This is a genomic window from Halogranum roseipondis, from assembly GCF_059695585.1.
On the sequence record NZ_JBUEED010000005.1, the window covers coordinates 83,988 to 105,526 of the forward strand.

The following is a 21,539-nucleotide window of genomic DNA, read 5'->3' on the forward strand; positions in this document are numbered from 1 at the left end:
GGAGCAAAGCAACACCCTCGCGAGAGGAATCCCTTAGCCGTCGATGAGCCCCGAGGGGGCAATCACGTCGACGTCTTTCTGTTCGAGGTGATCTAAGACGTTCATGAAGTCGTCAACCGACGTCTCGTAATCCTCACCGTCACCGATCGAGTGCCAGGTGACGACCGCCAGTTGGTTGAACTCTTCAGCGAGGTTCAGGATGCGGCGTGTCCCCTGTGGGTCCTTCCCCATGATTCGCGAGATGGCGTGCATGTTACTCGGTTGCTGGGCGTTGTTCGGGCAGGCACCGAACATGAACCCCGTCTCGTGGTACTGCTCGACGATCTCCAGTGTCGTCTTGCTCACTCGGTTGTAGGGGGCGACAAAGTGACGCGCACCTTCTGGGAACCCCTTGAGGTCGAGGTAGTTGTACGCTTGCTGGATGATCCGCTGTTGTTTCGCTTTCGAGTACGCCGGCAACGGCTCTGGGGCCTGCGGATGAGCCATCATGTCCCAGCCAGCATCGCGCATCTCACGCATCTGCCCAGTCGTCAGATTGCCTTGGCTGTTGATGGCGTCAGGAATCACAGCGACCCCGCCCGGCCAGCCGCGTTTCTGCAGTTCCTTGAACGCAACCTCGTACTGAGAGGTGACAGCGTCGTCGAACTGCAAAATGACCTTCCCTTTGTCAGGCTTGGGGATCTTTCGGAGGTCGTCAATGTGCACGTCGATCGGCTCGCCCTCTGGGGTCAAGACCATCAGCTGAAGCTCTTGAATCGCTTTCATTACCGGCTCGCCGGTTTTCCCGGTGTACCCCAGATCGATACGGACCCAGTCATTGAGTTCCTTGGGGATGAAGCGCTTGCTCGTGAGCATATCGCTGCGTGCCGGGGCGATGAACTCAGCAGCAATCTTCCCCCGCACTGGTTTTTCGAGTTTGACGGCGATCGACAGGTCGTGCTTGCGAAGATCAAGCCCCTCCGAGAACGATTTGTAGATCCCAGCGACGTCCCCGTTTTTGTTGGTCATGTGGACCGACTGGGTGCCCGCATACACATCTTCCGTGTCGGCTTTGATTGTCCCGCCAATCGTTCCCCAACGCGCGTCTTTCGTCCCGATATCCTCGAAGTCGTCGAGGAGTTCGCCACGGGTGAATGGCTGGTCTTGTTGTGTGGATGTCTCGGTCGTATTTCCGCTCGAGGTCGCTGAAGTGGTTGCCGTGGTCGTATTCGTTGGCGTGGTATTCGGTTCGGTTTGACCGGGGTCTCCCAAGCACCCGGCGACACCAGTCACGCCGACGGCACCAAGCGATGCGAGGACACTGCGTCGGGTCGATGAATCATTCATTACGCTTCGTTGGTAAATTCGCTCTGGAGATATATGAGACTGGTGCTAGTAAGCGACACTTACCAGCCTTTTCAAATGCCAGCAGAGGGCTCCCCAGTCTTGCGGAAGGAGACTCCGTGCTACCACTGCATGTGAAGAAAACAATGGCTCGATGCTCCGAGTCGGTGTCTCACGATTTACAGCCAGGGCGGAGAGTTATCTATCTGGCTTACAAGGGTCTATCCATGGTATTGGTGGTCGTTCTCGGGACGCCCTCTTGGATTCGGTCTTTGTTGCCGAATCCATCCCCGATCTACGTGACGACCCTCGCTCTCGTGCTATGTCTGCTTAGTGTGCTCGTACTGTACTCAATTCGTAATCGACAGCACAGCTCCGCGACATCAGCTGGTCCACGACCTCAATCCAGATCTCCGCTCGAGGAGTCCGTAATCGCGCCCTCGTCACTCCAGTGGGCCGTAGTGTGTCCAGTCTGTCACACGGTGAATGAGCCGGACTATCGGTTTTGTCGTCACTGCATTGCTGATTTGTCCCGATATAGATGACTGCCTGTGTTTTTCCAAGCGAGCAGGGCAGAAGGACAGAGAATGACGACCTCAGTGTGACCAGACTCACATCCGTTTCGAGAGTTACGCCTGCCGTGATGAGGATCGATAGACGTCGCGACTATTCTCGGTGATGGTATTGTTCCACACGAGCAGAGTGCTGGCAGCATCTGAGACGGTCCCGAGTAAATTGTTTGAAATAATGCTCTTTCGGAGTACGACGAGATCGGTGTCTGCAAACGAGATCCCATATCCGTTGTTGACAGCACGGACATCCCGTATGTGCCCATCAAAGGTGCGTCCTTGGTGGACAAATCAACTGGCACCGGGAACTCCCAGACGATCGTTCCACTAGAGTTCTCAACGCGTGCAGACTGGCTACCAGTGTAGACCGTCTCTTTGTCGGCAGTGAGGTTCACATTCGTGTGCGCCTGCCAGAACGAGAGATCTTCGAACGCTGCAGCGCTTGGTTCCATCGGTTGCGGTGATCCGGGGTCGTCTGACTGCGACGACTCAGGTGTCGATGTCTCAGTTGTCTCGGTCTGATGGGCAGTCGTCTCGGTTGTCGTGGTTGCGGTCTCGTCAGTATCCGAACTGCCACCCATACACCCTGCAACGAGCGCCGATGATGCTGCTGATAGACTACGGGTGAATTTTCTTCGATATAATTTCTTATTTTGTTTTATTTTGTGAGCGAAATCCGTTCATTTGGTATCGGTTTTGCGCTAGCAACTTCTCTCTGATTGTAGGGAGAGTACCCCAGGTATGCAAAGAACAGATTGATAACGCACAGCCCATCACGTCCATCTGTGCGTCGGATGACGCACACCAGGTCTCTCGGCCCTGGAATCACAACACGACTGGCGCTTTTCTCGTCGGTCGTGAACCGCTGCACCACCGCCGGCTGCCAGCCACTCCCCTGGTGGTCGGCTCTTCGTCTCGACCCTCCGCAGTAAATCTTCTCTGTGTCCAGTGATATCGTCTCGGAGAGATTCGCGACCCCCCTTCTTTTGCTCACAGCGAACCTACAGACGTGTATGGTAACTGACTCTCACGATCACGACCATGGTCACGGTGACACGGAACCGGTCACTGACCGCACGCACGATAACTCGTGGTCGGCGAATCTCGAGAAGCCGCAGTACGCAGACGATCGCGCCTTACTCGAACGACAAGCGATTGAGGCCATCGAACACACGACAAGCGGCCACCACGTCAATCTCGTTACTCACGAGGCACACGGCCATCCAGAGACGTATCTCTACGACGCGCTCGGCGACCGGTTCGGGGGGGCGGACGTTCGCTGGGAGTACATCGAACAGTGTGGCTGTGGCGGCCACGTCGTGCGCGCTCACGTCGAATAACGCCCACAAACGAACCGAACGGCGGTTGCGACCTGTAAATCCATCCACCAACCAATTCGAACACCATGGTACATATCAAATCCCTACAGAAACTGGAAGGAAAACCACATGCAAACGCGTTTCCCGATGAGGAGCCGAAGACGATCCGGTTGACCCTTTCGGAAGGGGAGCACGTTGAACCACACGCTCATCCGGATCGAGAGATCGTGCTCTATCTCATCTCTGGTGCCCTCGAACTCCAACTCGACGGAGAACCACACCACGTGAATCAAGGGGATGTAGTTCACTTCGATGGGGCGCAAGACATCTCTCCGGTTGCGAAGACGGACTGTACCGCATTGCTCGTTCTCGCTGCGAAACGAGAGACGCCGAACGAAAAAACTCTCGACAACGAGTAGCAACGAACCGATTGATACCGGATGGTCCATCACATCCCTTTGTGCGTCCACCGACGCACGCAGAGAACTCGTGGTCTTTCGATCACGACGGGCGCTTTTTTTCGGCGGTCGTGACACTCTGAGCCACAATGAATCACTAACACACCCCTCAGTAGCTAGTTGCGCAACGAACTCCTCTGTACGAGCGGCCATGGGAACCCCGACACTACCTCTCGTACGGCGCGCAAGATGATGCCTTGGAACTCCCGATCGAAGAACTCGCCGTTGGTCGCGACGCGAATACCACTTTGTATCTCTCCGTTGAAGAGTCACTGAGGAACTACCGATGGAAGACTGTACTGTCACATTTGACTCGTTCACCGACCTCGACGCGGAATCACCCACCCTCATTGAAGGATTTCCCGGGTATGGGTTGGTCGCGGCAATCGCTGTCGACCAGATCACGAAGCAACTTGGACTCCGGCACCACGGGAATCTCGTCTCCGAGGAGTTTCCACCGGTGCTCTCGTATCAGAATGGACGCGCCCGAGATACGGTCCGAGTGTATGGTGGCACCACCCCTCCAGTGATGACACTACAGAGCGACCTTGCACTCCCCCCAACGGCGTACAAACCACTGAGTCGGTGTGTTCACGAACAACTGGCTGGTGAGTTCGAGCGAGCGATTTTCTTAGCCGGTGTGCCTGCCCAGCGGGAGGCAGACCTCGGCACTGTCACAGCTATTGCGACGACGGCGGAACTCGAAACAGAGGTCCAGAATGCGGGCATCGAGTTGGCCGAAGAGGCGGGTCTCGTCGGCGGCATCACTGGAGCCCTCGCTAACGACTGTTACCACAACGATGTCCCGGCCGTTGTATTACTGGTACAGACAGACCCGTATCTGCCTGATCCTGGGGCTGCCCAATCCGTGATCGAACACGCGCTCGAACCACTTGTGGAGTTCGACATCGACACGTCCCCACTCGAAGAGCAAGCCACACAGATTCGACAACAGCTACAGCAGATCGCCAGTCAATACCAACAGCTGGTCGAACAACAACAGCATCCACAACCCGATTCCTCACAAGTCGGTATGTATCAGTGACTTTTCCCACGACTACAGTCGGGGACTGCTACCTTGGAGGACGGTGAAATCCAGCCGAAAAGCCTCTTCGTAACGGGCTGGAAGATCGTGGTGAGTCTCACTAGCTAAACCGCTGTTCAGTGTGTTCTCGATACCATTGTGCGAGTGGTGCCTGCCTGCGCCAGAGCCAAAACCCCGCTCCACCAGTTATTATCGACAACAGGCTCAGTACAACGAGGCGGTGCGTCGAGCCCGAACTGGTAAGTTTTCCCATATCGCTACACCTACTCTCGAGAGAGGTATGAGTTCGGGCCGCGAGCGGCCGACACAGTAAACACTGATCGTTCTGCTGGGCTCTTACCACTACAAGTCGGCGACGATCTCGGCGAAGGCGACGTTCTCACGAACCGTCTGCACCTCGATCTCTACTGTCTCGCCAGGCTGACCGCCGTCAACGATGACGACGTAGCCGCGTTCGACCTTCGCGATGCCGTCGCCTTGCTCGCCGAGCGTCTCGATCGTGACCTCACGGACCTCACCCTCGTCGACGGGCGCCCCGTGCTGCTTCTGTGGTACCTCGTTCGGGGTGGTGGTGGCGTCGGGGGACTCACTTGGCGACGACGCGGCGGTGTGCGTGAGCACGCCAACACGACAGTGCTCGCCGACGTCGAGGCCACTCTGTTCGACTTCTGCGCGTGGAATCTCGATACGGTACGACCCCGCTCGTTCGGTCACAGACGCAGTACATAGACACTGCAGTGAGTCAGGAATCTCGACCATCGGTATAGTGGTCGTGCTTCGAGAGACCACTGTATAATGGTCTGGGTCGCTCGCGTCGCGAACTACCATTCGAGCGGGCTATTCGCAGCTCATTAACCAACAAGGTCGAGTGTGTTGGTTAATCAGCATCACGCCGACGTTCGAGCACCCAACGGTAAACAAGCGACTTGAAAATTAACCGACGGCTCCCACGAGGACGACAAAGAACTCCGAAATGATTCTCAGGGTGGTGCGGGTGTCCCAAACGCTGTCTCGACAGTTCGCGCAGTTACACACCCCAACAATCACCTTCACAGCGACGCAACGAACTCTCAATGCGGCATTCCGCAAACCGGTTGACCCCAACACAACAAACAGCCTTCGAGCAGATCGAACAAGCGGTTGCAACAGACGAGCCATTCACACGTGACACAGCGATCGACTGGATCAGTGCCGGCGACGCCGAGCACTCCGAGGCCGAAGCGCTCCTCGAACAGCTGCTGTTGAAGGGGTATCTCTACGAGACCGGCACCGGCCTCCGGATTACGAAGTGACGGCCGCGACGTGTTCGCGTTGAGAAATAGCGCTCTGCAGAGCGATTATGCAACGATACCGCTTACGTGGCACGCTGCTGGCCTTGGCTGGCGTTGAGCAGTTCCCGGTACCGGTTCCGAATCGTCACTGCACTGATGTCGGCTACGTCACTTACCTCGTCTTGCGTCAACTCTGCGTTGGCGAGTAATCCCCCAGCGTAAATCGCCGCAGCAGCAAGTCCAACTGGACTCTTGCCACTGTGAACGCCCTCTCGCTTTCCATCTTCGAGTAGCGTTCGAGCATGGCGTTCGACAGCGTCATTGACGTTAAGCTCTGAGAGAAACCGAGGAAGATACTGCGCCGGGTCTGCAGGCTGGACAGTGAGATTAAGCTCGCGAACGATGTATCGATACGCTCGGGTGAACTCCCGTTTCTCTACACGCGAAACTTGTCGTATCTCGTCGAGCGACCGTGGGACGTTTCCTTGCCTCGCAGCAGCATAGAGTGCAGCTGTTGCAACACCCTCGATAGAGCGACCAGGGAGTAGGTCCTCGGCAAGTGCCCGTCGATAGATGACGCTCGCTGTTTCACGAACCGTGTCTGGAAGGCCGAGCGCTGAGCCCATTCGCTCGATTTCACCGAGTGCGTGCTTGAGATTCCGCTCTTTTGAGTCTCGGGTACGGAATCGCTCGTTCCACGTGCGGAGCCGTTGCATCTTCTGGCGCTGACGCGTGGAAAGTGAGTTCCCGTAGGCATCTCGATTCCGCCAGTCGATGTTCGTCGACAGCCCCTTGTCGTGCATCAGAGTCGTTGTTGGTGCACCGACACGGGACTTCTGCTCGCCTTCTTTCGAGTCGAACGCTCGCCACTCTGGCCCGCGATCGATTTCGTCTTCGCGGACGACCTCTCCAGTCTCCTCGTTGACCCACTCGCCGTGCTGTTCGTCGTAGACTACTGCATCGTCGTCGAGTGACACAGCATCTGAGTCATCTGCTTGCTGTGCATTCCTCTCCCGAGAACTGCGCTTCATCTCGCTCGAAGTAGTTCGCCACGCCAATGGTGTCGTCTCTGGCATTGAGTATCGATACAGTGGAGCCGAACCCCCTTTGAACTCCGTTTGGAATGTCCCAAATCGGCGTGACAGTTCGCGACAAGCGTGAGGGGCGGAAGGCACTCGATCAAGACAGGCCAAGCTGAAAGCAGATGGCTAAGAACGGGAGCAGCGAGACGAGGCTCCTAACGAGTTATCTCGGACGGCTCGCGTAAAGTACCACGGGTCGGGTGACCCGTGGCGTTCATCTCTGGTCACTTCCACGAAGACCGTGGAATGTGATGGCACCGAACTTTAATTCCCTCCGCACTTGCCGTGAGGCTCGCGTGGAACCAATATACACCCGAACACGCTCGTGAGTCCTACCCCAATAGAGGTCTTCTATCGAGCCGTAGGAACCGTGTCCGTGGAGGTCAGCCGCTTTACGTCGGCTCGACACCACCCGGCTCACCGACTTTGTTGCAGTCGGATTTTGCGAGGTCGTTAACGGTGGGGTTCCACTTCGAGCTACGGTGTTTTAGCGCTTGAAACTGTGGATTAGGGCGAGAGCGTACGCGATTCACCCACGGGTCAGGTGACCCGTGGAACTCTCGCTGTATCCTTTAGATCTCGACGTCGAAGCCTTCGTTTTTTAGTGCGTTGACGAGACGACGGTCGTGTTTGCCTTGGAGTTCGATTTCACCCTCGTCAGTGGTGGTTCCACCGACGGCAAGTGTACTCTTCAGCGTCGACGCAAGAGACTCCACTTCGTCGATCGGGAGATTGAGTCCCTCGACAACCGTCATGGGCTTTCCGTACCGACGGCTGTCGACGCGAATCGAGACGCGCTGCTCAGAACGCGTTAAGTCGTCACCGATACCGAGATCATCTGGCAAGCCGGTAATGTCGCTGAGTGTGTCCTTTGCCACACGTCTGAGTAGGCCCCGAATCAGTATGAGCCCCTGTTCGGTATGTGCCAACTCCGAACGAGATTACTTGAGTCGTGCGACGCCGACGTGTGCGATACTGCGTGGCAGTGGTTTCGAACTCATACGACTCTCTCGAACGGCGACGGTAACCTCGGTGGCGGGCGGCTCTCTGATCGCTTCAGGGCGGTTCAAACGCTCGTCGGCCTATTTGCCCTCCAAGCGGTCGTCTTTGCCGCATTCAAGTTCACTGCTAGCGACTCGACGTGGAGCATCATTACGGTGTTCGTCCTCGATGGTCTCCTACTGACGCTCGTCAGTTGGTCGTTCGACCGTCAACAGACGGCGACGATGACTTCATCGGCCGTTTCATCGGACGAATCCGAGTTACCGAGTCGACGCTTCAAGTTCAGTCACCGACTAGCCGCTATCGAATCGACTGAAAACAGACGTCTTCTTTTCATGGAGTCACCGCGTTGGCCTAGCACTGCAACCATCGCGTGCGAAACGATGCTCGTCAGTTCCGAAAGTACGGGTCCCAGAAGACAACGAGTGTGTCTTGCTGTGACCTTCTGTTTGGTACATTCCAAAGATGGATGTTTGCCGGTCACTGAGAGGGACAGTAGTATGCGAGAGTTCGTCTTCACGGTTGAATACGAGAAGGGCGCCGACGAGGTCATGGACCTCTTTATCGAGAATCCAGACCTGCACGCAAAAACCATGGCCGTCCACGCGACGGCTGACTCGATGTGGCGACTTGATCGAATCACTGGACCAACCGAGGCCCTCGAAGAGTTCGACGCCGTCGTCGACAACGTCACACTCTGTAACGAGGTGATTGGGATGTGTGGTGCACCTGTCGTCGAATGGAACTACGAGATTCTCTCCAGTACCGCCGACAGCCGCATCGTCTACTCCTGCCGGAAGGAAGGTGACGGAGTCCAGTCGATTCCCTACGTTGCAGCCAAACATATCGGCGATGGTCTGTTGATGCAGGCCGAACGCCGCGGGGCACAGTACCAGTGGCGACTCCTCATCGACGACGACGATACTGTCGGTGCAATCTATGAAGAGGTCAGCGAGGGGCTGAGTGACGGTCTCTCGCTCAGCGTCCAACGGCTCAGCGAACCGAAGTGCTGGTTCGACGACGACCGAGACTCGGGCGAACTCCCACCAGAGCAACAGGCGGCTTTAGAAGCGGCAGTTGAGCACGGGTACTACCAGACACCTCGAGAGAACACCGTCCAAAAGATATCGGAGAAACTCGACATACCGAACTCCACACTCCAGTACCGACTCACCCGTGCTGAGGCATGGCTGGCACGACAGTTCGTTGACGATGCACTTGGGACCGAAGTCGAAGACTACGTCGAACCCGACGAACTCGAGCTCAACGTCTAAGCGAAACGTCTCGCATCCTCGGTACACACCAACCAAGCACTCAGGTGCGTCGAAGGCGAAAAACGAATATGGTGAACAGTGTGTCGGACACCGAGACTGGTGCGCCACTGTCGTGTTACGACTGTGGACACGCCTATTGGTACCTTGGCAAGGGCGCACATCAAGGGCAGTGTCCACAGTGTGACTCGCGACTCGTCACACCAGCAGGCGATCTTCGGATCGTCACATTACAGTCTGCCAACACTGATGACTCTGCTGCGGTGCAGCTGACTGGTACCGACGATTCTGGTCGACTCTTCCAATACTGGTTCCGAACAGATACTGATCACGGAGTGACCTGCACCCGGGTCGCTGTCTGTGGCTATACATTGGAACTCGAGTTCGACGACGAATGGCCTCCAGAACTCTTTCCATCGTCAGTCGAAGATGCCGTAGAGCAGGCAGGACTCGTGCTTGGTGACGCCCCGGATGCAAGCTGAGTAACACGGAGACTTAGTGAATCCCCATCGCTTCAATCTGCTCTTGGTAGCGATTCCGTATCGTTACTTCTGTCACTTGTGCTACGTCAGCCACTTCTTGTTGTGTCCGCTTCTTGTTACAGAGAAGTCCTGCTGCGTAGAGTGCTGCGGCCGCAAACCCGGTTGGTGACTTTCCGGAAAGGAGTCCTTGCTCAGCCGAGCTGTCGATGATTTCGTTTGCTTTCTGTTCGACTTCTTCAGGCACGTCCAACTCGGAGGCAAATCGCGGCACGAAATCTTTCGGGTCGACGGGCCGCATCTCCAAGCTCAATTCTTGGGCGACATACCGATAGGTGCGTGCAATCTCTTTGTAAGGAACCCGCGAGACGTCGGCTACTTCATCGAGACTGCGTGGAATCCCTTCCTGACGGCAGGCCGCATACAGGCAGGCCGTCACGACCCCCTCGATCGACCGCCCACGGATCAAGTCCTCGTTGAGGGCACGCCGATAGATGACAGAAGCGACCTCACGTGTTGACCGTGGGGCACCGAGTGCAGAGGCCATCCGGTCCATCTCCGACAGCGCGAACTGGAGGTTTCGCTCACCAGCGTCTTTCGTGCGGACGCGCTCTTGCCACGTCCGCAGTCGGCTCATCTGCTTGCGCTTTTTCGAGGAGAGTGAATTCCCGTAGGCGTCTTTGTTCTTCCAGTCAATGCTCGTCGTTAACCCCTTGTCATGCATCGTCTGGGTGGTTGGCGCCCCAACGCGAGATTTCGAGTCCCGCTCGCTGGCGTTGAACGCCCGCCATTCCGGCCCATGGTCGATCGCTTGCTCGTCAAGGACGAGCCCACAGTCCTCACACAGCAGTTCGTCGCCGTCCTGAATAATTGCCTCCGATTCGCACTCCGGACAGGTCTGTGTTGCTGACTGTTGATCAGTCGCTGTCTCCTCTGCTTCGGATGTGGTAGTACGCTGTGGCGAAGAGTTGACCATTGACACTGATTCAATCGCCCGAAACAAAAGGGCTGGGCCGACAGAATTGGCGAGTCGGACTGCATCTCGGGAAAGTGTTCATCCCATACACCGAACCCAACGATCATCGACCATCGCACACACCACCACTTCCAGTGTTCTGAGCGATCGTCATGGCGAAGGAGAGGTTAACGGCTACTCAGTCCTCAACATCGATGTAACCTATCAGCCGCTCAAGTGCTGTCTCAAGCGGTTGGCTCCTAACAGCCGTGACATAGCGTTCGATGTCTTTCCTCTCAATGGTCGCAACCGACCACGGCATGATGTGTGACTGCATCGACAGGGGCGCGTCGTCGTAGTCATCTTCGCGAAGTGGGAGTGCTTCGTCGTGGTACGTCTTCGACGTGAGTGCGAGACAGATGTACTGGTCGCCGTGAAACGGGACTTCGGAATTCCCGATGATGAGCCAAGGACGACCCTCATTATCGTCTTTGAACGGATCAGCAGCCCAAATAATCGCGCCTTGCTCAAGCACCACTACTCCAGCTCCTCGCTGGCTTCCGTAGTCCACTCGTCTGGGTCTTCTTCACCATATCGTTCATCAAGCCGCTTTGTCGTGGCGTGCAGTCGATGCGCATCATACAGTCGGTCTCGATCGTCAGTAATGGCCCAGTAAGGCTCCTTGTGGCGAACAAGGCCACGGCTCTTGAGTCGGCTAAGAAGCGTACTCACCGAGTCAGGGTTGACCCCCGCTCGCTCAGCGATGACCTTCGCCTTCCACGCCTGGTCACTGTGTGTCGCAAGGAACTCGACAATCTTCTCAGTATCTGTCTTAGAAGCGAACTCGTCAGAGTCAGCCTCCTCGAACCGGCGAATATCGATACTATCAGCGCCCATAATCGTAACTTGGTGTTCCTTTGTTAAACTGTTTGTGCTGTTCCCTATGTTCGCTACTCTTCTGCGCCAAATCCCACCCAACCACCGAAAGGACCCGAGCAGCGGCGTGCAGGTTCCAGTCTGTACAGAGCGGACGGAAGGAGGGGGCTGGTCCCCTGACCCGCAACGCCGGGCTGCAAGAAGCCGACTCCGGAGGTACCCCCCGAGTGGCGGTGAAGCTATGTATTAATTCAACATCGAACTGTGACTGTGAGGTGTCTCTGACAAGTCGTTGCCTCTCGAGACTCCTGACGTAGTCCTATAAGGCCAATTTCGTTGCTTCAAAAAGCACAAAATTCGCTGCAGACTCTATATAGCGATATACAGTTTATTCCCTGTGGGCATATTCTCAGCCAATCGGGCGTGGGTTTAGCAGACTGCGGTAGTCTGACCAACCCACAAAATTATAAGAAAACCGAATGAAACGCTGAACAACCAAAACATGCCACACTCAGAAAGACCACCACACACAGCGAGTGGCTTCCTCCATCGAATTCTCCAACTCCAGAGGAGACTATCGCGATGAGTGAGTCAGAAGAAGAACCGAAGCTCACGCCCTCGTTCGACGACATCCGCTGGACGACCTGCTCACTCGAGGACTTCATCGAGCTGTACTGGGACGAGATTGCGCCCTGTCTCGAAGCAGCAGGCATCGATTCGACGAGCGAAAAGCCGACGCATCAGTGGTTTCGAGACCACGATGCTCGGGCGTTCCTCGCCGCACTACGACGCCAGCACGACCGTTCGTTTGGCGAGTTCTGGACCGAAGACCTCGGGCTCGGTGACAGCGACGAGGGCTACACGTGGGCCACCACAGACGAACAAACAATCGACGCCCTCGAACGGTTTCTCGACCGCCGGCAATCGCGGTACAGCCTCGCGACGTCGTCCGTCGAAACCCTCCGAACACGACTGAACCTCTACGTCCGTACCTACCGAGAGGCAAACGGCACAGACGACCTTCTCACACCAATCCAACGCGACGGGGACGCTCCGGCCTACGAAGCTGTCGACGCATGCTATGCAGCGTTCGACTGGTTGAACGAAGAGGCTGAACGCGAGTATAGCGCCCAGACCCTCCAGCGTGTCCGGCGCATCGTCGACGCCTGGTATCAACATCTGGTCGGACGGCGTGTCGCCGCGATGAATCCAGCGAGCGGTCTCTACGACGAGTTCAAGTGGGAACTTGACGAGTCGTCGACGCCAGCACTCTCCGCAGCCCACATTCGGAAGTTGATGCAGGTCACAACGACACCGCGAGAACAGCTGTTGGTGGTCGCACTCGCGGGCTGGGGACTCCGCGCAAGCGAGGTTGCAGCACTCCACGTTTCGCAGTTCGATCGCGACGTTGCCGCCGACGACGTCCCCTACATCGCCTTCGAGAATCGCAAGAACGGACCCGGAGAGGTGTCGGTGCTGTTCGGACTGGACGTCCTCGACGCACGAATCGACGAGCTTGCAGGCGATGAGACGTGGACAGGGTACGCCTTTCCGTCGCCACGGGGCGAAACACCGCACGTGACACGAGACACCATCCGGAACTGGTTCCAAACGCTCGCCGCCGACGCCGATCTCCCAGAGCGTATCGACAGCGAGCGTCCAAGTCCACAACTGTGTCGGCGTTTCTGGTATGACACGTACACGGCAGTCCTTGAGGGCGTGCTCGAAGGTGTCGAAGAGATCGCGGCGGAGCAAGGTAGTAGCGACCCGCAAGTCGTAATGCAGAACTATCTCTCGGACTCGCGATCGCGGCGGGTGCGTCGGGAGTTCATGCGCGAACAGTTGGCTGAAGCCTTCCAGACGGAATGACAGTTGACTTTGTCGTCCTGATGGACGGTACTCCGACCTTTCGGATCATCAGCAGCTCGTCCTGTACGCACTCGCTACGCTCCAAGCGGAGGGTGAACCCCATCTCGCTCGCAAACAGTCTACCAATGCTATCAAGAGCTCTGTGAGCTCGCAGCACTCGAGAGTCGAACAAGCAGTCGAGTCCATGAGATTATCGCTCTAGGGTCAGCTAATCGAGCAGTCGGCGACGATGGGTCCCCTCATCGTGTCCGCATAGTTCAACATCAATGGTGACTCTCAATCGAGTTTTCCGCCTCACGATGATAAACATGAAAATTCTGCGTTGTCGAGAACGGAACCGATTACTTCCCACATCCCGTTGATGAGCATACAAAACGATGGTAGGTGAATCAAACCACCACCGCCAAGGAATCGCTATATCGCTCGCTGTTCGTAACCTCTCTCGCGTCCTCCTCGTGGCGATTTGTCTCGCTACAGTCGTTGGGCTCGTGACGGGAACATTCCTTCGAGTTCTCTATTGGTTGACGTCCCTTCTCTGGGAAACGATTCCGGGGGCAATTACAGTGTTGCCAGGTCACCCGCTATATACGATTCTCGTCTGTACTATCGGGGGTGTCACACTTGGGCTGGGGCGCATCCATCTCGGCGACCATCCAGGCGACGTTGAAAAACTCTTGTCAGAAATCCGTGGTGGCCATACCGTCGGTCGTGACGAAATCTCAAAAGGGGCGGTAAACTCTCTGATCTCACTCGCCTTTGGGGCGAGTCTCGGGCCCGAGCTTGCGTTAATTGCAATCGGCGGTGGGTTGAGTTCACACGCTCTCGCGAGGCTAAAACCCGCGATTCGTACCGCATGGGCTGCGACAGTCGCGAATACGAGTCCATCACTCCGATCACTCTTGTATTCTCCAGCCGAACGATCCGTCCAATCAATCGGAAAGAGGGATATCCCACCCCTCCCGCGTTGGTGGCGATGGATACCAGGGCTTGCCGCTCTCGCCATCGGGCTCGTAGCTCTCAAAGTAGCCGCTGGAAACGGGTTGAATTTTGGCTACGCTGTTCCAGAATTCCGATCGACAGATCCATTGTGGCGTCTAGCAGGGGCAGTTCTCTTTGGGGCAATCGGTGGCCTCGTGTCCATAGTGTACCTCCGGTTTCGATATCGATTGCAAGACTATGGAGGAGACGAGAATCCACTCGTTTGGTCGACAGTTGGAGGCCTCGCATTGGGATTCGCTGGAGCCATCGCGCCAGGTATGCTGTTCTCCGGGCAGAGCACTATCGGGTCGCTTTTTACTGAACTCCCGCTCACAGCAGAGGCATTGCTCATGGCCGGCTTCGTCAAAATTATCATGGTAAGTGTGATGCTTGAGACGGGCTGGAAAGGCGGCCCGATATTCCCACTCTTGACCGGAGGAGCAGCCATCGGTGCAGCACTCGCTCAGGTGATCCCTGAAATCGGGACTGTGGTCGGATTAACCGCAACGATGGCTGGAGTGCCCACTGGCGAATTGACCCGGCCACTGATAATCGCTGGATCAGTAGCACTCTTTTACTCAAGTTCGCTGTTCGTTGTTGCAGTTATCGGTGCAGTTGCTGGCACGCTTGTCGTTCGAATGACGCGGACGGTGTAATCTGACGGGATTAGTCTACATCATCGTTCGGTGAGTTTGTACCCCAGTAAAAGAGGGCAGCTCCGAGACCGACGATGGCACTCAGCACGACGAGAGGAAAGAGAGATCCACCGGTCACGCGATGGAGCGCACTTACAATGAGCGGTGCGAGGAACGCGGAGCCAGCCAAAGCAATATTCATCAAGCCGACCGTCGCAGTCGCATTCTCGGAGCCAAAACGAGTGAGGACAATCGGTGACCAGAGCGAGGCGAGAGGCCCGAGGGCGATACCAAACCCGAAGAGAACTGTATAGACGAGGAGATTCGAGTGAGCAAATGGGAACACAAACGCGCATAGGCTGGCAAGAACCACACTTGTCACGAAGGTCTTGCGCTGACCGACACGGTCTCCAATGATTCCCCCTCCGACGCGAGTGAAAACGCTGACACCACCGACGATACTGAGTCCAGCGGCGGCGATCTTGCCATCGACTCCGTTCGCTGTGAGAATCCCAACGAGGTGGGCAGAGAGGACGTAATACCAGCTAAATGTGAGAGCGAACCCAATCGCCGTACTGAGAAAGCGCGAGTCGCTAATCCTTGCACAGACCCATGTAGTGTCAACTGTGGTTGGTTTCTGCGAACCCCTCGGCGGTCGGTGGTAGACGAGGCTTGAGACGAACACAAGAAGGGCGGTCATACCAACAACGACAGCGAAGGCAGGTCGGAGGTCAGTCCGGTTGAACAGCCAGAGCCACACGAATGGCAGCACTAGTGGACCGAGACCAATCCCGGTCATCGTAATACTCGTCGCAAGCCCTTGATAGGTGTCGAACCATTGCGGCGCGAGCGAAACGACGATCGTAAACGCGGCGCCTCCCGCCGTACCGAGAAGTGCAAACGCTCCAACGACACCAAGATACGAGTTGACGATTTGAAGAAGCGCGGTGGCAATGGCAAGTCCGATGCCGACCATTGCAAGGACGGGCCGGAGGGAGAACCGAGTGGCGAACACACCGAAAAGTCCACCGCCCATGAGGAAGAATGCAGTCGTGATTGAGAAAACCGACGAGACCTGCAACGCAGAGAGACCGAAGGTCGCAGCGAGGCGGTCGGCGTAGACAGTGAAAGTGAAGACAGTCCCCCAGATCATCGTAAGGAGACCGATGCCGAGCCCGACGATCAGCCATCCTTGCGTGGAATCGAGAGCCTCCTCGCGTGCGTTGGACGTTTCAGTCGCTGTCATCTCTTGTACCTCTCGGTGACGTAGCGGCCCACCGTATGTTTGTGGAATTCGATCGTTCTTCGAGAGAGCGATTCGTCCGAGCCAAGAACTTGCGTCGAGTTACTGTGTGAGTTAGCCTATAGAGCAGACGGGTCGACCTGGATTCGAACCTTGATTCCGTTGCTGTGTTGAATAGGGGTACGGCGTAGGGATCAGAGCGGATCACAGAGTTGTTCGATGTTGATGATGGCGAACATCAGGACGATTTCACGGAACTCTCGATACCAGGTTTGCGCTCGCACGGCATCGCCGAGCGAGCGCTTCACGGACGAATACGACGTTTCAGCCATCCAACGCTGGGTGTAGCCACGCTCTCGAATGAGCGCGTTGTTGCTGAGCGCGTTCGCAGACGATCCACGGTAGTGAATCAACGGTTCCACGCTGAGGCTGTAGAACTCGTATTCAGAGTGCCAATCCTGGAAGCCGTTATCAGCAGCGACTGTATGCAGGTCGTCCGCGTTCCGGCGGACGACCTGCGGCCCTGATTTCGTATCATGTGGCCACTGCGCGTGGCACTGCACGTCAAGAACAGCGAGTGACGCTGTATCGGTCAATGTCGTCACTTTCATCGTCTCAACCGTCTGGTTCGACCGATCGAGATAATGCGCAGAGGCGTGGCCTCGATCAAAAAACGTGCTGTCGAGAGCGGCGAATCCAGACTGCGGGTGTTGCTGCGCTGAAACGCGCAGCAACGCCCGCCACACCCACATCTTGAACCGATCGAACGACTTGTTCAGCGTCGTGTAATCTGGGACGTCGCTCCTGTTCAACTCAAGGACGTCCCGTATGTCACCCATGTACTTCAGCCGATTTGCGGTTTCTCGGAAGCTGTGCTCCTCTTCGAGCCGAAACCCGTGAATAACGACGTGCTTCCAGCGGGCGAACCCGCCGGTGGCGGGCTCGCCCGCGTGCTTTCCCAAGGCTTGTTTGGCTAGACGCTTGAACCACTCAACGAAGTCGAGGAGATCGACTTCCACCATACCCGACCTCCTCGGCTTCATCCTTACTGATTTGACGGTCTATCCCGACGCCGTCTGTCTATTCAACACAGCAGATTCCGTCGGGATCATGAATGACGAGACCGTCATCCGTCTCGCTCACTGGTATCTCGCTGCTTTCCAGTCGCGACTGAACAGCCGTGAGCGCATCCTGATCTGGGACAATCATCTCGAACCATGACAGCCCACGTCCGTCGATAGGGGCCGTTCGGTGATGCCACGTATTCGCTCCGATGTGATGGTGATATCCACCTGCGGACACGAAGGACGCGGCAGGCATTGTCGTCTGCATCTCAAACCCGAGGGTGTCCACGTAGAAGTCCCTGAACGCGTCCAGCGAAGAAACCTCGAGATGTATATGCCCGATATCCGTTCCAGGAGGTGCCTGAGCGTCACCTGCGGCACCGGCTTCAATGCTGTCGAGATCGAGCGGCTCTGTGCTGATACGAACACGACCGTCGTCACTGCGGGGCCATTCGTCCCGTGGGAAGTCGCGGTAGATTTCAATCCCATTCCCTTCCGGGTCAGTGAGGTACAGGGCCTCGCTGACCCAGTGGTCGGACGCACCACCGAGTTGCCAGTGAGTTCGTATCCGCGTCAGCGCATCACCGAGCGCCGCCCGTGAGGGGACTCTGAAGGCGGTGTGGTAGAGTCCGGTGCCTGACCGATGCCGTGTAGGTGCGTCTACATCCTCCTCGAGGACGAGTAGCGGAGTGTCCGCAACACCGAGAACCGTCCAGGTATCGGATCCGTCGAGCACACTGAGGCCAACGACAGTTCGGTAGAACTCGGTCAGTTCGTCGAGGTCGTTGACTCGGAGTGCAGTTCGTCCGATGTATGTCCCCTGCGGGAGCGTGTCTGTATTCGATGGCGTGGTCATGCTAGACATCTTAGAGACCGATGTTGAGCGCGTACGGCCAGGTGGTTCCACTGAGCGCGACGAGTACGAGCGCAGCGCCGAAGAGCGTGGCGTTCTTCAGGAAGTCCGTCATCTCAGACTGGCGCTGTTCGGGGTCATCCACTGTCCAGAAGTCGTGCATCACCGGCGTCACGCCGAGGAAGAATAGCGCGATCACCGCTGCACCGACGAGTGGGTAGACACCGAGTGCGACAGCAAGCCCGCCCAGGATGAGCATGAGGCCGGATCCAATGACGGCAAGCCGGGGAGCTGGAATACCCTTGGCTGCGGCGTAGCCGCTCATGCCGTCGAGGCCCGTGAAGTGACTGAGTCCCATGAATCCAAGCAGGACGCCGAAGACGAGTCGACCCATTAGGAAGGCGAGGCCGCCAGCCGTGGTCTCCAGGGCCATCAGACCGCGCCCTCCGGTTGACCGCCGGTCATCTGGACGATCTGACCCGTCACGCCCTGGTTCGAGAGCAGGTGGATCACTTCGTCAACGATGGCTTCAGGAGCCGTCCACTCCGAGAAATCAGCGTCGGGCATCGCTTCGCGGGTCCCCGGTACGTCGATGAGGAACGGGGCGATCGCGTTGACGCGAGCATTGAGCTCGACATCGAGCGATTCGGCCAACGTACGGACCGCCCCCTTGCCGACATCGTACGCGAGTGTACCGCCGACAGGGTCGATGGCGCGGTCAGAGCTGAACAGGACGACGCCACTGTGCTTATCGAGGTGGTCTGCGAAGACCTTGACAGTCAGGAACGCAGTCGTGGCGTGGCGGTTGAGCGCGACTTGGAAGGCATCGCCGTCAGTATCGCTGACACCGCCCATCGAGAACCCGCCAGCGAGGCCAACGATGTGATCAACCGAACCATGTTCGTCGGCAATAGTCTGAGCGAAGGCTTCGACCGCCGCCTGATCGGTCAGATCGATTTGGTAGTACGATACGTCTTCAGCGTGCTCAGCACGGGTCGTTACCTCATCTCTCGCCGTTTCGGTGACGTAGGTGCCGATGACGTTGGCGCCGCTGTTGACGAGCGAATCCGTCACGTACGGGCCCATATTGCCGGTCGAACCGGTCACGAGCACCGTCGAGTGTTGTAGTTTCATTACAATACCTAGTTTGTTTCCAAACCCATATATAGTTCAGGCAACAATAGTGTGACCAAGTAATGACGACCCAACCACCATCGGCTGAGACTGACGAAGACACCGAGGTCGAACGGCGGAATGCAGACGTCTGCAACGTCGTCGGAGCTGTCGAAGAGATGGGGGCGAAGTGGAAACTTATCGTCCTCAACGACCTGCGCGACGGTGAAAAGCGCTTCAACGAACTCAAGCGCTCAACGGGCGCGAGCTCCTACACACTCTCGCGTGTGCTGGATGACCTGGAGGAGCAAGGGTTCATCAAGAACCGCAAGGAGTTCGAATCGCCAGTCGCGAGTTATTACACGCTGACTGAGAAAGGGGATGCTCTCTGCCCCGTGTTCGAATCGCTCGACGCCTGGGGCGAGGTCTGGCTATGAAGGTTGTCCGACTGATAGTAGCTACTCGATAATGATCAAGTCACTCGACACATCGAGTGGCGTCTTATCCAGCATTGGCTCAAGTCTGGTGCTGGACGGGCCACTAGTCAGGCCCTGAAGTCTGGGACGTTGAACGCGAATGGTCGATTCCGACTACTGCGTTACGCAGTTAGAGCGGGAGTCCACTGACAAGCCTCGGGGCTCAACCACGTGGCGATTGACAATTGTACCTTCGGAATCTGACCCATTGATGCTGTCGCCGTCTCCTAGCTCATGAGAACGAATCGGAGGCGGGTTACTATGCTATCAACATATTATTAATTGGACAAACGTAGTATGCAAGTCACAACTTCGCGCGTGTATGAAACCCGCAAGGAGGTGGGGTAGTGTGACTCGTTATTCTCAACCGATCGACGGAGCTCCGCGTCTACCTCAAGCCCATCCGCGCCGACTTAGCGCCCTATGTTCGGGATTTGGTAACCGAATGGAGGTTTCATCGGTGATTTTAGGGAATTCGTGACAGAAATCGGTATTGGCATCTCTCGAACAGCCAACCGTACGCGTCGGTGTCCTGTCTGTTATGGTACCTCGTTCATCCGAATCTAAGGAAAAGTAAATCCAACTAATTACATCTTATTTGAGGCATCTTTATACGATTGACACACTTAACAGACAGATATGGTCAATAAAAGCAGCAGTCAACAGTGAGTTCCCATCGCCTCAAGTTGCTCTTGATACCGTATTCGAATTGTCACCGTAGTTACCTGTGCAACCTCGGCTATTTCTTTCTGCGTCCGCTTTCTATTGCACAGGAGTCCCGCTGCATAGAGCGCTGCGGCCGCAAACCCTGTCGTGACTTTCCTGATAACAGCCCTTGAGCCGTAGAGATGTCGATGATTTCGTTAGCCTTCTGCTTGACTTCCTCAGGAACTCCCAACTCGGACGCGAACCGTGGTACGTACTCCTTGGGGTCGACCGGTTCCATTTCCAGGCCCAACTCCTGGGCGACGTAGCGATAGGTGCGACCAATCTCCTTGTGGGAGACCCGCGACACGTCAGCAACCTCGTCGAGACTGCGAGGAATTCGCTCCTGCCGGCAGGCGGCGTAGAGACATCCCGTTACGACACCTTCGATTGAGCGCCCACGGATCAAGTCTTCGTCGAGGGCCCGGCGATAGATCACCGAGGCGACTTCGCGCGTCGAACGCGGCACGCCGAGTGCCGAGGCCATTCGGTCCATCTCCGACAGTGCGAACTGGAGGTTGCGCTCGGCGGCACCCTTTGTTCGCGTTCGTCGTTGCCACGTCCGTAATCGACTCATCTGCTCGCGTTTTCGCGCAGATAGTGAGTTCCCGTAGGCATCCTTGTCTTGCCATCCGATGGTCGTCGTCAACCCTTTGTCGTGCATCGTCTGCGTTGTTGGCGCGCCGACCCGGGACCGCGAATCGCGCTCCTGAGGATTGAACGCGCGCCACTCCGGACCTCTGTCGATTGCCTGTTCTTCAAGCACGAGCCCACAATCTTCACATAGCAGTTCGTCACCGTCCTGGACAATTGACTCCGACTCGCACTCTGGACATGTCTGTCGGATCCGCTGCTCGTCACTTGCGTCATCTGCTCGTCTGCGTGATTTTGTCTGTTCTGGTTGTTGGTAGGACATCGATGGGAGTTCAAACTAATCGGTCGGCAGGTCGGTA

General features: G+C 56.6%; 22 protein-coding genes and 1 pseudogene. 9 read left to right on the plus strand and 14 right to left on the minus strand.

Going from position 1 to position 21,539, the window contains the following annotated elements:
• Positions 1–33 precede the first annotated feature (33 nt).
• On the minus strand, positions 34–1,008 hold the full coding sequence (locus EOHIBHHM_RS20620; RefSeq protein WP_497257821.1) for a polysaccharide deacetylase family protein: 975 nt from the start codon (positions 1,006–1,008) through the stop codon (positions 34–36).
• Between the two features lie 542 nt (positions 1,009–1,550).
• Between EOHIBHHM_RS20620 and EOHIBHHM_RS20625 the strand changes: the two genes are divergently transcribed.
• Entirely contained in the window at positions 1,551–1,868 is a 318-nt protein-coding gene (locus EOHIBHHM_RS20625) for a DUF7577 domain-containing protein (RefSeq protein ID WP_497257823.1), read from the plus strand.
• Between the two features lie 84 nt (positions 1,869–1,952).
• Here the strand turns inward: EOHIBHHM_RS20625 and EOHIBHHM_RS20630 are convergent, their stop codons facing one another.
• Complete coding sequence (locus EOHIBHHM_RS20630; RefSeq protein ID WP_497257847.1) at positions 1,953–2,150, minus strand: NosD domain-containing protein; 198 nt, start codon at positions 2,148–2,150, stop codon at positions 1,953–1,955.
• Positions 2,151–2,905: 755 nt separating this feature from the next.
• Between EOHIBHHM_RS20630 and EOHIBHHM_RS20635 the strand changes: the two genes are divergently transcribed.
• The 3 genes from EOHIBHHM_RS20635 to EOHIBHHM_RS20645 all read left to right on the plus strand — a co-directional run bounded on the left by EOHIBHHM_RS20635 (position 2,906) and on the right by EOHIBHHM_RS20645 (position 4,714).
• Positions 2,906–3,232 carry a CGCGG family putative rSAM-modified RiPP protein gene (locus EOHIBHHM_RS20635; protein WP_497257824.1) on the plus strand — a complete coding sequence of 109 codons (327 nt, stop codon included), beginning with the start codon at positions 2,906–2,908 and terminating at the stop codon, positions 3,230–3,232.
• A 65-nt stretch (positions 3,233–3,297) separates the two neighbouring features.
• Entirely contained in the window at positions 3,298–3,630 is a 333-nt protein-coding gene (locus tag EOHIBHHM_RS20640; protein ID WP_497257826.1) for a cupin domain-containing protein, read from the plus strand.
• A gap of 325 nt (positions 3,631–3,955) precedes the next feature.
• On the plus strand, positions 3,956–4,714 hold the full coding sequence (locus EOHIBHHM_RS20645) for a proteasome assembly chaperone family protein (RefSeq protein ID WP_497257828.1): 759 nt from the start codon (positions 3,956–3,958) through the stop codon (positions 4,712–4,714).
• Positions 4,715–5,056: 342 nt separating this feature from the next.
• On the opposite strand, the gene EOHIBHHM_RS20650 is transcribed toward EOHIBHHM_RS20645, so the two are convergent.
• Positions 5,057–5,428 carry a TRAM domain-containing protein gene (locus tag EOHIBHHM_RS20650; protein WP_497257830.1) on the minus strand — a complete coding sequence of 124 codons (372 nt, stop codon included), beginning with the start codon at positions 5,426–5,428 and terminating at the stop codon, positions 5,057–5,059.
• 359 nt (positions 5,429–5,787) lie between these two features.
• Here EOHIBHHM_RS20650 and EOHIBHHM_RS20655 point away from each other — a divergent pair, with 359 nt between their 5' ends.
• Entirely contained in the window at positions 5,788–6,006 is a 219-nt protein-coding gene (locus EOHIBHHM_RS20655; RefSeq protein ID WP_497257832.1) for a hypothetical protein, read from the plus strand.
• 62 nt (positions 6,007–6,068) lie between these two features.
• On the opposite strand, the gene EOHIBHHM_RS20660 is transcribed toward EOHIBHHM_RS20655, so the two are convergent.
• Both EOHIBHHM_RS20660 and EOHIBHHM_RS20665 read right to left on the minus strand, forming a co-directional pair.
• Positions 6,069–7,016, minus strand: coding sequence for a transcription initiation factor IIB (locus EOHIBHHM_RS20660; protein WP_497257834.1), 948 nt, complete (start codon positions 7,014–7,016; stop codon positions 6,069–6,071).
• A 623-nt stretch (positions 7,017–7,639) separates the two neighbouring features.
• Entirely contained in the window at positions 7,640–7,945 is a 306-nt protein-coding gene (locus tag EOHIBHHM_RS20665; RefSeq protein WP_497257835.1) for an SUI1 family translation initiation factor, read from the minus strand.
• 624 nt (positions 7,946–8,569) lie between these two features.
• Between EOHIBHHM_RS20665 and EOHIBHHM_RS20670 the strand changes: the two genes are divergently transcribed.
• Entirely contained in the window at positions 8,570–9,343 is a 774-nt protein-coding gene (locus EOHIBHHM_RS20670; protein ID WP_497257837.1) for a helix-turn-helix domain-containing protein, read from the plus strand.
• A gap of 492 nt (positions 9,344–9,835) precedes the next feature.
• Here EOHIBHHM_RS20670 and EOHIBHHM_RS20675 read toward each other — a convergent pair whose 3' ends face one another.
• The 3 genes from EOHIBHHM_RS20675 to EOHIBHHM_RS20685 form a co-directional block, all read right to left on the minus strand.
• Entirely contained in the window at positions 9,836–10,795 is a 960-nt protein-coding gene (locus EOHIBHHM_RS20675) for a transcription initiation factor IIB (protein ID WP_497257839.1), read from the minus strand.
• Positions 10,796–10,973: 178 nt separating this feature from the next.
• A complete protein-coding gene (locus tag EOHIBHHM_RS20680; RefSeq protein WP_497257841.1) occupies positions 10,974–11,312 on the minus strand; it encodes a type II toxin-antitoxin system PemK/MazF family toxin in 339 nt (112 codons plus the stop codon).
• A complete protein-coding gene (locus tag EOHIBHHM_RS20685; protein ID WP_497257843.1) occupies positions 11,312–11,671 on the minus strand; it encodes a MarR family transcriptional regulator in 360 nt (119 codons plus the stop codon). The genes EOHIBHHM_RS20680 and EOHIBHHM_RS20685 overlap by 1 nt, the downstream gene beginning before the upstream one ends.
• Before the next feature lie 561 nt (positions 11,672–12,232).
• Here EOHIBHHM_RS20685 and EOHIBHHM_RS20690 point away from each other — a divergent pair.
• Both EOHIBHHM_RS20690 and EOHIBHHM_RS20695 read left to right on the plus strand, forming a co-directional pair.
• On the plus strand, positions 12,233–13,519 hold the full coding sequence (locus EOHIBHHM_RS20690) for a tyrosine-type recombinase/integrase (RefSeq protein WP_497257845.1): 1,287 nt from the start codon (positions 12,233–12,235) through the stop codon (positions 13,517–13,519).
• Between the two features lie 377 nt (positions 13,520–13,896).
• Positions 13,897–15,153: a chloride channel protein gene (locus tag EOHIBHHM_RS20695; RefSeq protein ID WP_497257520.1), complete on the plus strand. Its 1,257-nt coding sequence runs from the start codon at positions 13,897–13,899 to the stop codon at positions 15,151–15,153.
• Between the two features lie 10 nt (positions 15,154–15,163).
• Here EOHIBHHM_RS20695 and EOHIBHHM_RS20700 read toward each other — a convergent pair whose 3' ends face one another.
• The 5 genes from EOHIBHHM_RS20700 to EOHIBHHM_RS20720 all read right to left on the minus strand — a co-directional run bounded on the left by EOHIBHHM_RS20700 (position 15,164) and on the right by EOHIBHHM_RS20720 (position 19,399).
• Positions 15,164–16,378 carry an MFS transporter gene (locus EOHIBHHM_RS20700; protein ID WP_497257522.1) on the minus strand — a complete coding sequence of 405 codons (1,215 nt, stop codon included), beginning with the start codon at positions 16,376–16,378 and terminating at the stop codon, positions 15,164–15,166.
• Between the two features lie 191 nt (positions 16,379–16,569).
• Positions 16,570–17,394 carry an IS5 family transposase gene (locus EOHIBHHM_RS20705; protein WP_497256876.1) on the minus strand — a complete coding sequence of 275 codons (825 nt, stop codon included), beginning with the start codon at positions 17,392–17,394 and terminating at the stop codon, positions 16,570–16,572.
• 61 nt (positions 17,395–17,455) lie between these two features.
• Entirely contained in the window at positions 17,456–18,295 is an 840-nt protein-coding gene (locus EOHIBHHM_RS20710) for a VOC family protein (protein ID WP_497257524.1), read from the minus strand.
• Positions 18,296–18,305: 10 nt separating this feature from the next.
• Positions 18,306–18,725 (minus strand): DoxX family protein, encoded by a 420-nt coding sequence (locus EOHIBHHM_RS20715; protein WP_497257526.1) that lies wholly within the window; start codon positions 18,723–18,725, stop codon positions 18,306–18,308.
• Complete coding sequence (locus EOHIBHHM_RS20720; RefSeq protein ID WP_497257528.1) at positions 18,725–19,399, minus strand: SDR family NAD(P)-dependent oxidoreductase; 675 nt, start codon at positions 19,397–19,399, stop codon at positions 18,725–18,727. Before EOHIBHHM_RS20720 ends, EOHIBHHM_RS20715 begins: the two co-directional genes overlap by 1 nt.
• An 89-nt stretch (positions 19,400–19,488) precedes the next feature.
• Here EOHIBHHM_RS20720 and EOHIBHHM_RS20725 point away from each other — a divergent pair, with 89 nt between their 5' ends.
• Positions 19,489–19,842, plus strand: coding sequence for a winged helix-turn-helix transcriptional regulator (locus EOHIBHHM_RS20725; RefSeq protein WP_497257530.1), 354 nt, complete (start codon positions 19,489–19,491; stop codon positions 19,840–19,842).
• Positions 19,843–20,540: 698 nt separating this feature from the next.
• On the opposite strand, the pseudogene EOHIBHHM_RS20730 reads toward EOHIBHHM_RS20725, so the two are convergent.
• A pseudogene (locus tag EOHIBHHM_RS20730) lies at positions 20,541–21,502 on the minus strand (transcription initiation factor IIB).
• Positions 21,503–21,539: the final 37 nt, after the last annotated feature.

Bases quoted from the DNA above. Each gene is read 5' to 3' on its own strand.
- EOHIBHHM_RS20620 (WP_497257821.1), bottom strand. From the start codon at position 1,008: ATGACCAACAAAAACGGGGACGTCGCTGGGATCTACAAATCGTTCTCG.
- EOHIBHHM_RS20625 (WP_497257823.1), top strand. From the start codon at position 1,551: ATGGTATTGGTGGTCGTTCTCGGGACGCCCTCTTGGATTCGGTCTTTG.
- EOHIBHHM_RS20635 (WP_497257824.1), top strand. From the start codon at position 2,906: ATGGTAACTGACTCTCACGATCACGACCATGGTCACGGTGACACGGAA.
- EOHIBHHM_RS20640 (WP_497257826.1), top strand. From the start codon at position 3,298: ATGGTACATATCAAATCCCTACAGAAACTGGAAGGAAAACCACATGCA.
- EOHIBHHM_RS20645 (WP_497257828.1), top strand. From the start codon at position 3,956: ATGGAAGACTGTACTGTCACATTTGACTCGTTCACCGACCTCGACGCG.
- EOHIBHHM_RS20655 (WP_497257832.1), top strand. From the start codon at position 5,788: ATGCGGCATTCCGCAAACCGGTTGACCCCAACACAACAAACAGCCTTC.
- EOHIBHHM_RS20660 (WP_497257834.1), bottom strand. From the start codon at position 7,016: ATGAAGCGCAGTTCTCGGGAGAGGAATGCACAGCAAGCAGATGACTCA.
- EOHIBHHM_RS20670 (WP_497257837.1), top strand. From the start codon at position 8,570: ATGCGAGAGTTCGTCTTCACGGTTGAATACGAGAAGGGCGCCGACGAG.
- EOHIBHHM_RS20675 (WP_497257839.1), bottom strand. From the start codon at position 10,795: ATGGTCAACTCTTCGCCACAGCGTACTACCACATCCGAAGCAGAGGAG.
- EOHIBHHM_RS20685 (WP_497257843.1), bottom strand. From the start codon at position 11,671: ATGGGCGCTGATAGTATCGATATTCGCCGGTTCGAGGAGGCTGACTCT.
- EOHIBHHM_RS20690 (WP_497257845.1), top strand. From the start codon at position 12,233: ATGAGTGAGTCAGAAGAAGAACCGAAGCTCACGCCCTCGTTCGACGAC.
- EOHIBHHM_RS20695 (WP_497257520.1), top strand. From the start codon at position 13,897: ATGGTAGGTGAATCAAACCACCACCGCCAAGGAATCGCTATATCGCTC.
- EOHIBHHM_RS20700 (WP_497257522.1), bottom strand. From the start codon at position 16,378: ATGACAGCGACTGAAACGTCCAACGCACGCGAGGAGGCTCTCGATTCC.
- EOHIBHHM_RS20710 (WP_497257524.1), bottom strand. From the start codon at position 18,295: ATGACCACGCCATCGAATACAGACACGCTCCCGCAGGGGACATACATC.
- EOHIBHHM_RS20715 (WP_497257526.1), bottom strand. From the start codon at position 18,725: ATGGCCCTGGAGACCACGGCTGGCGGCCTCGCCTTCCTAATGGGTCGA.
- EOHIBHHM_RS20725 (WP_497257530.1), top strand. From the start codon at position 19,489: ATGACGACCCAACCACCATCGGCTGAGACTGACGAAGACACCGAGGTC.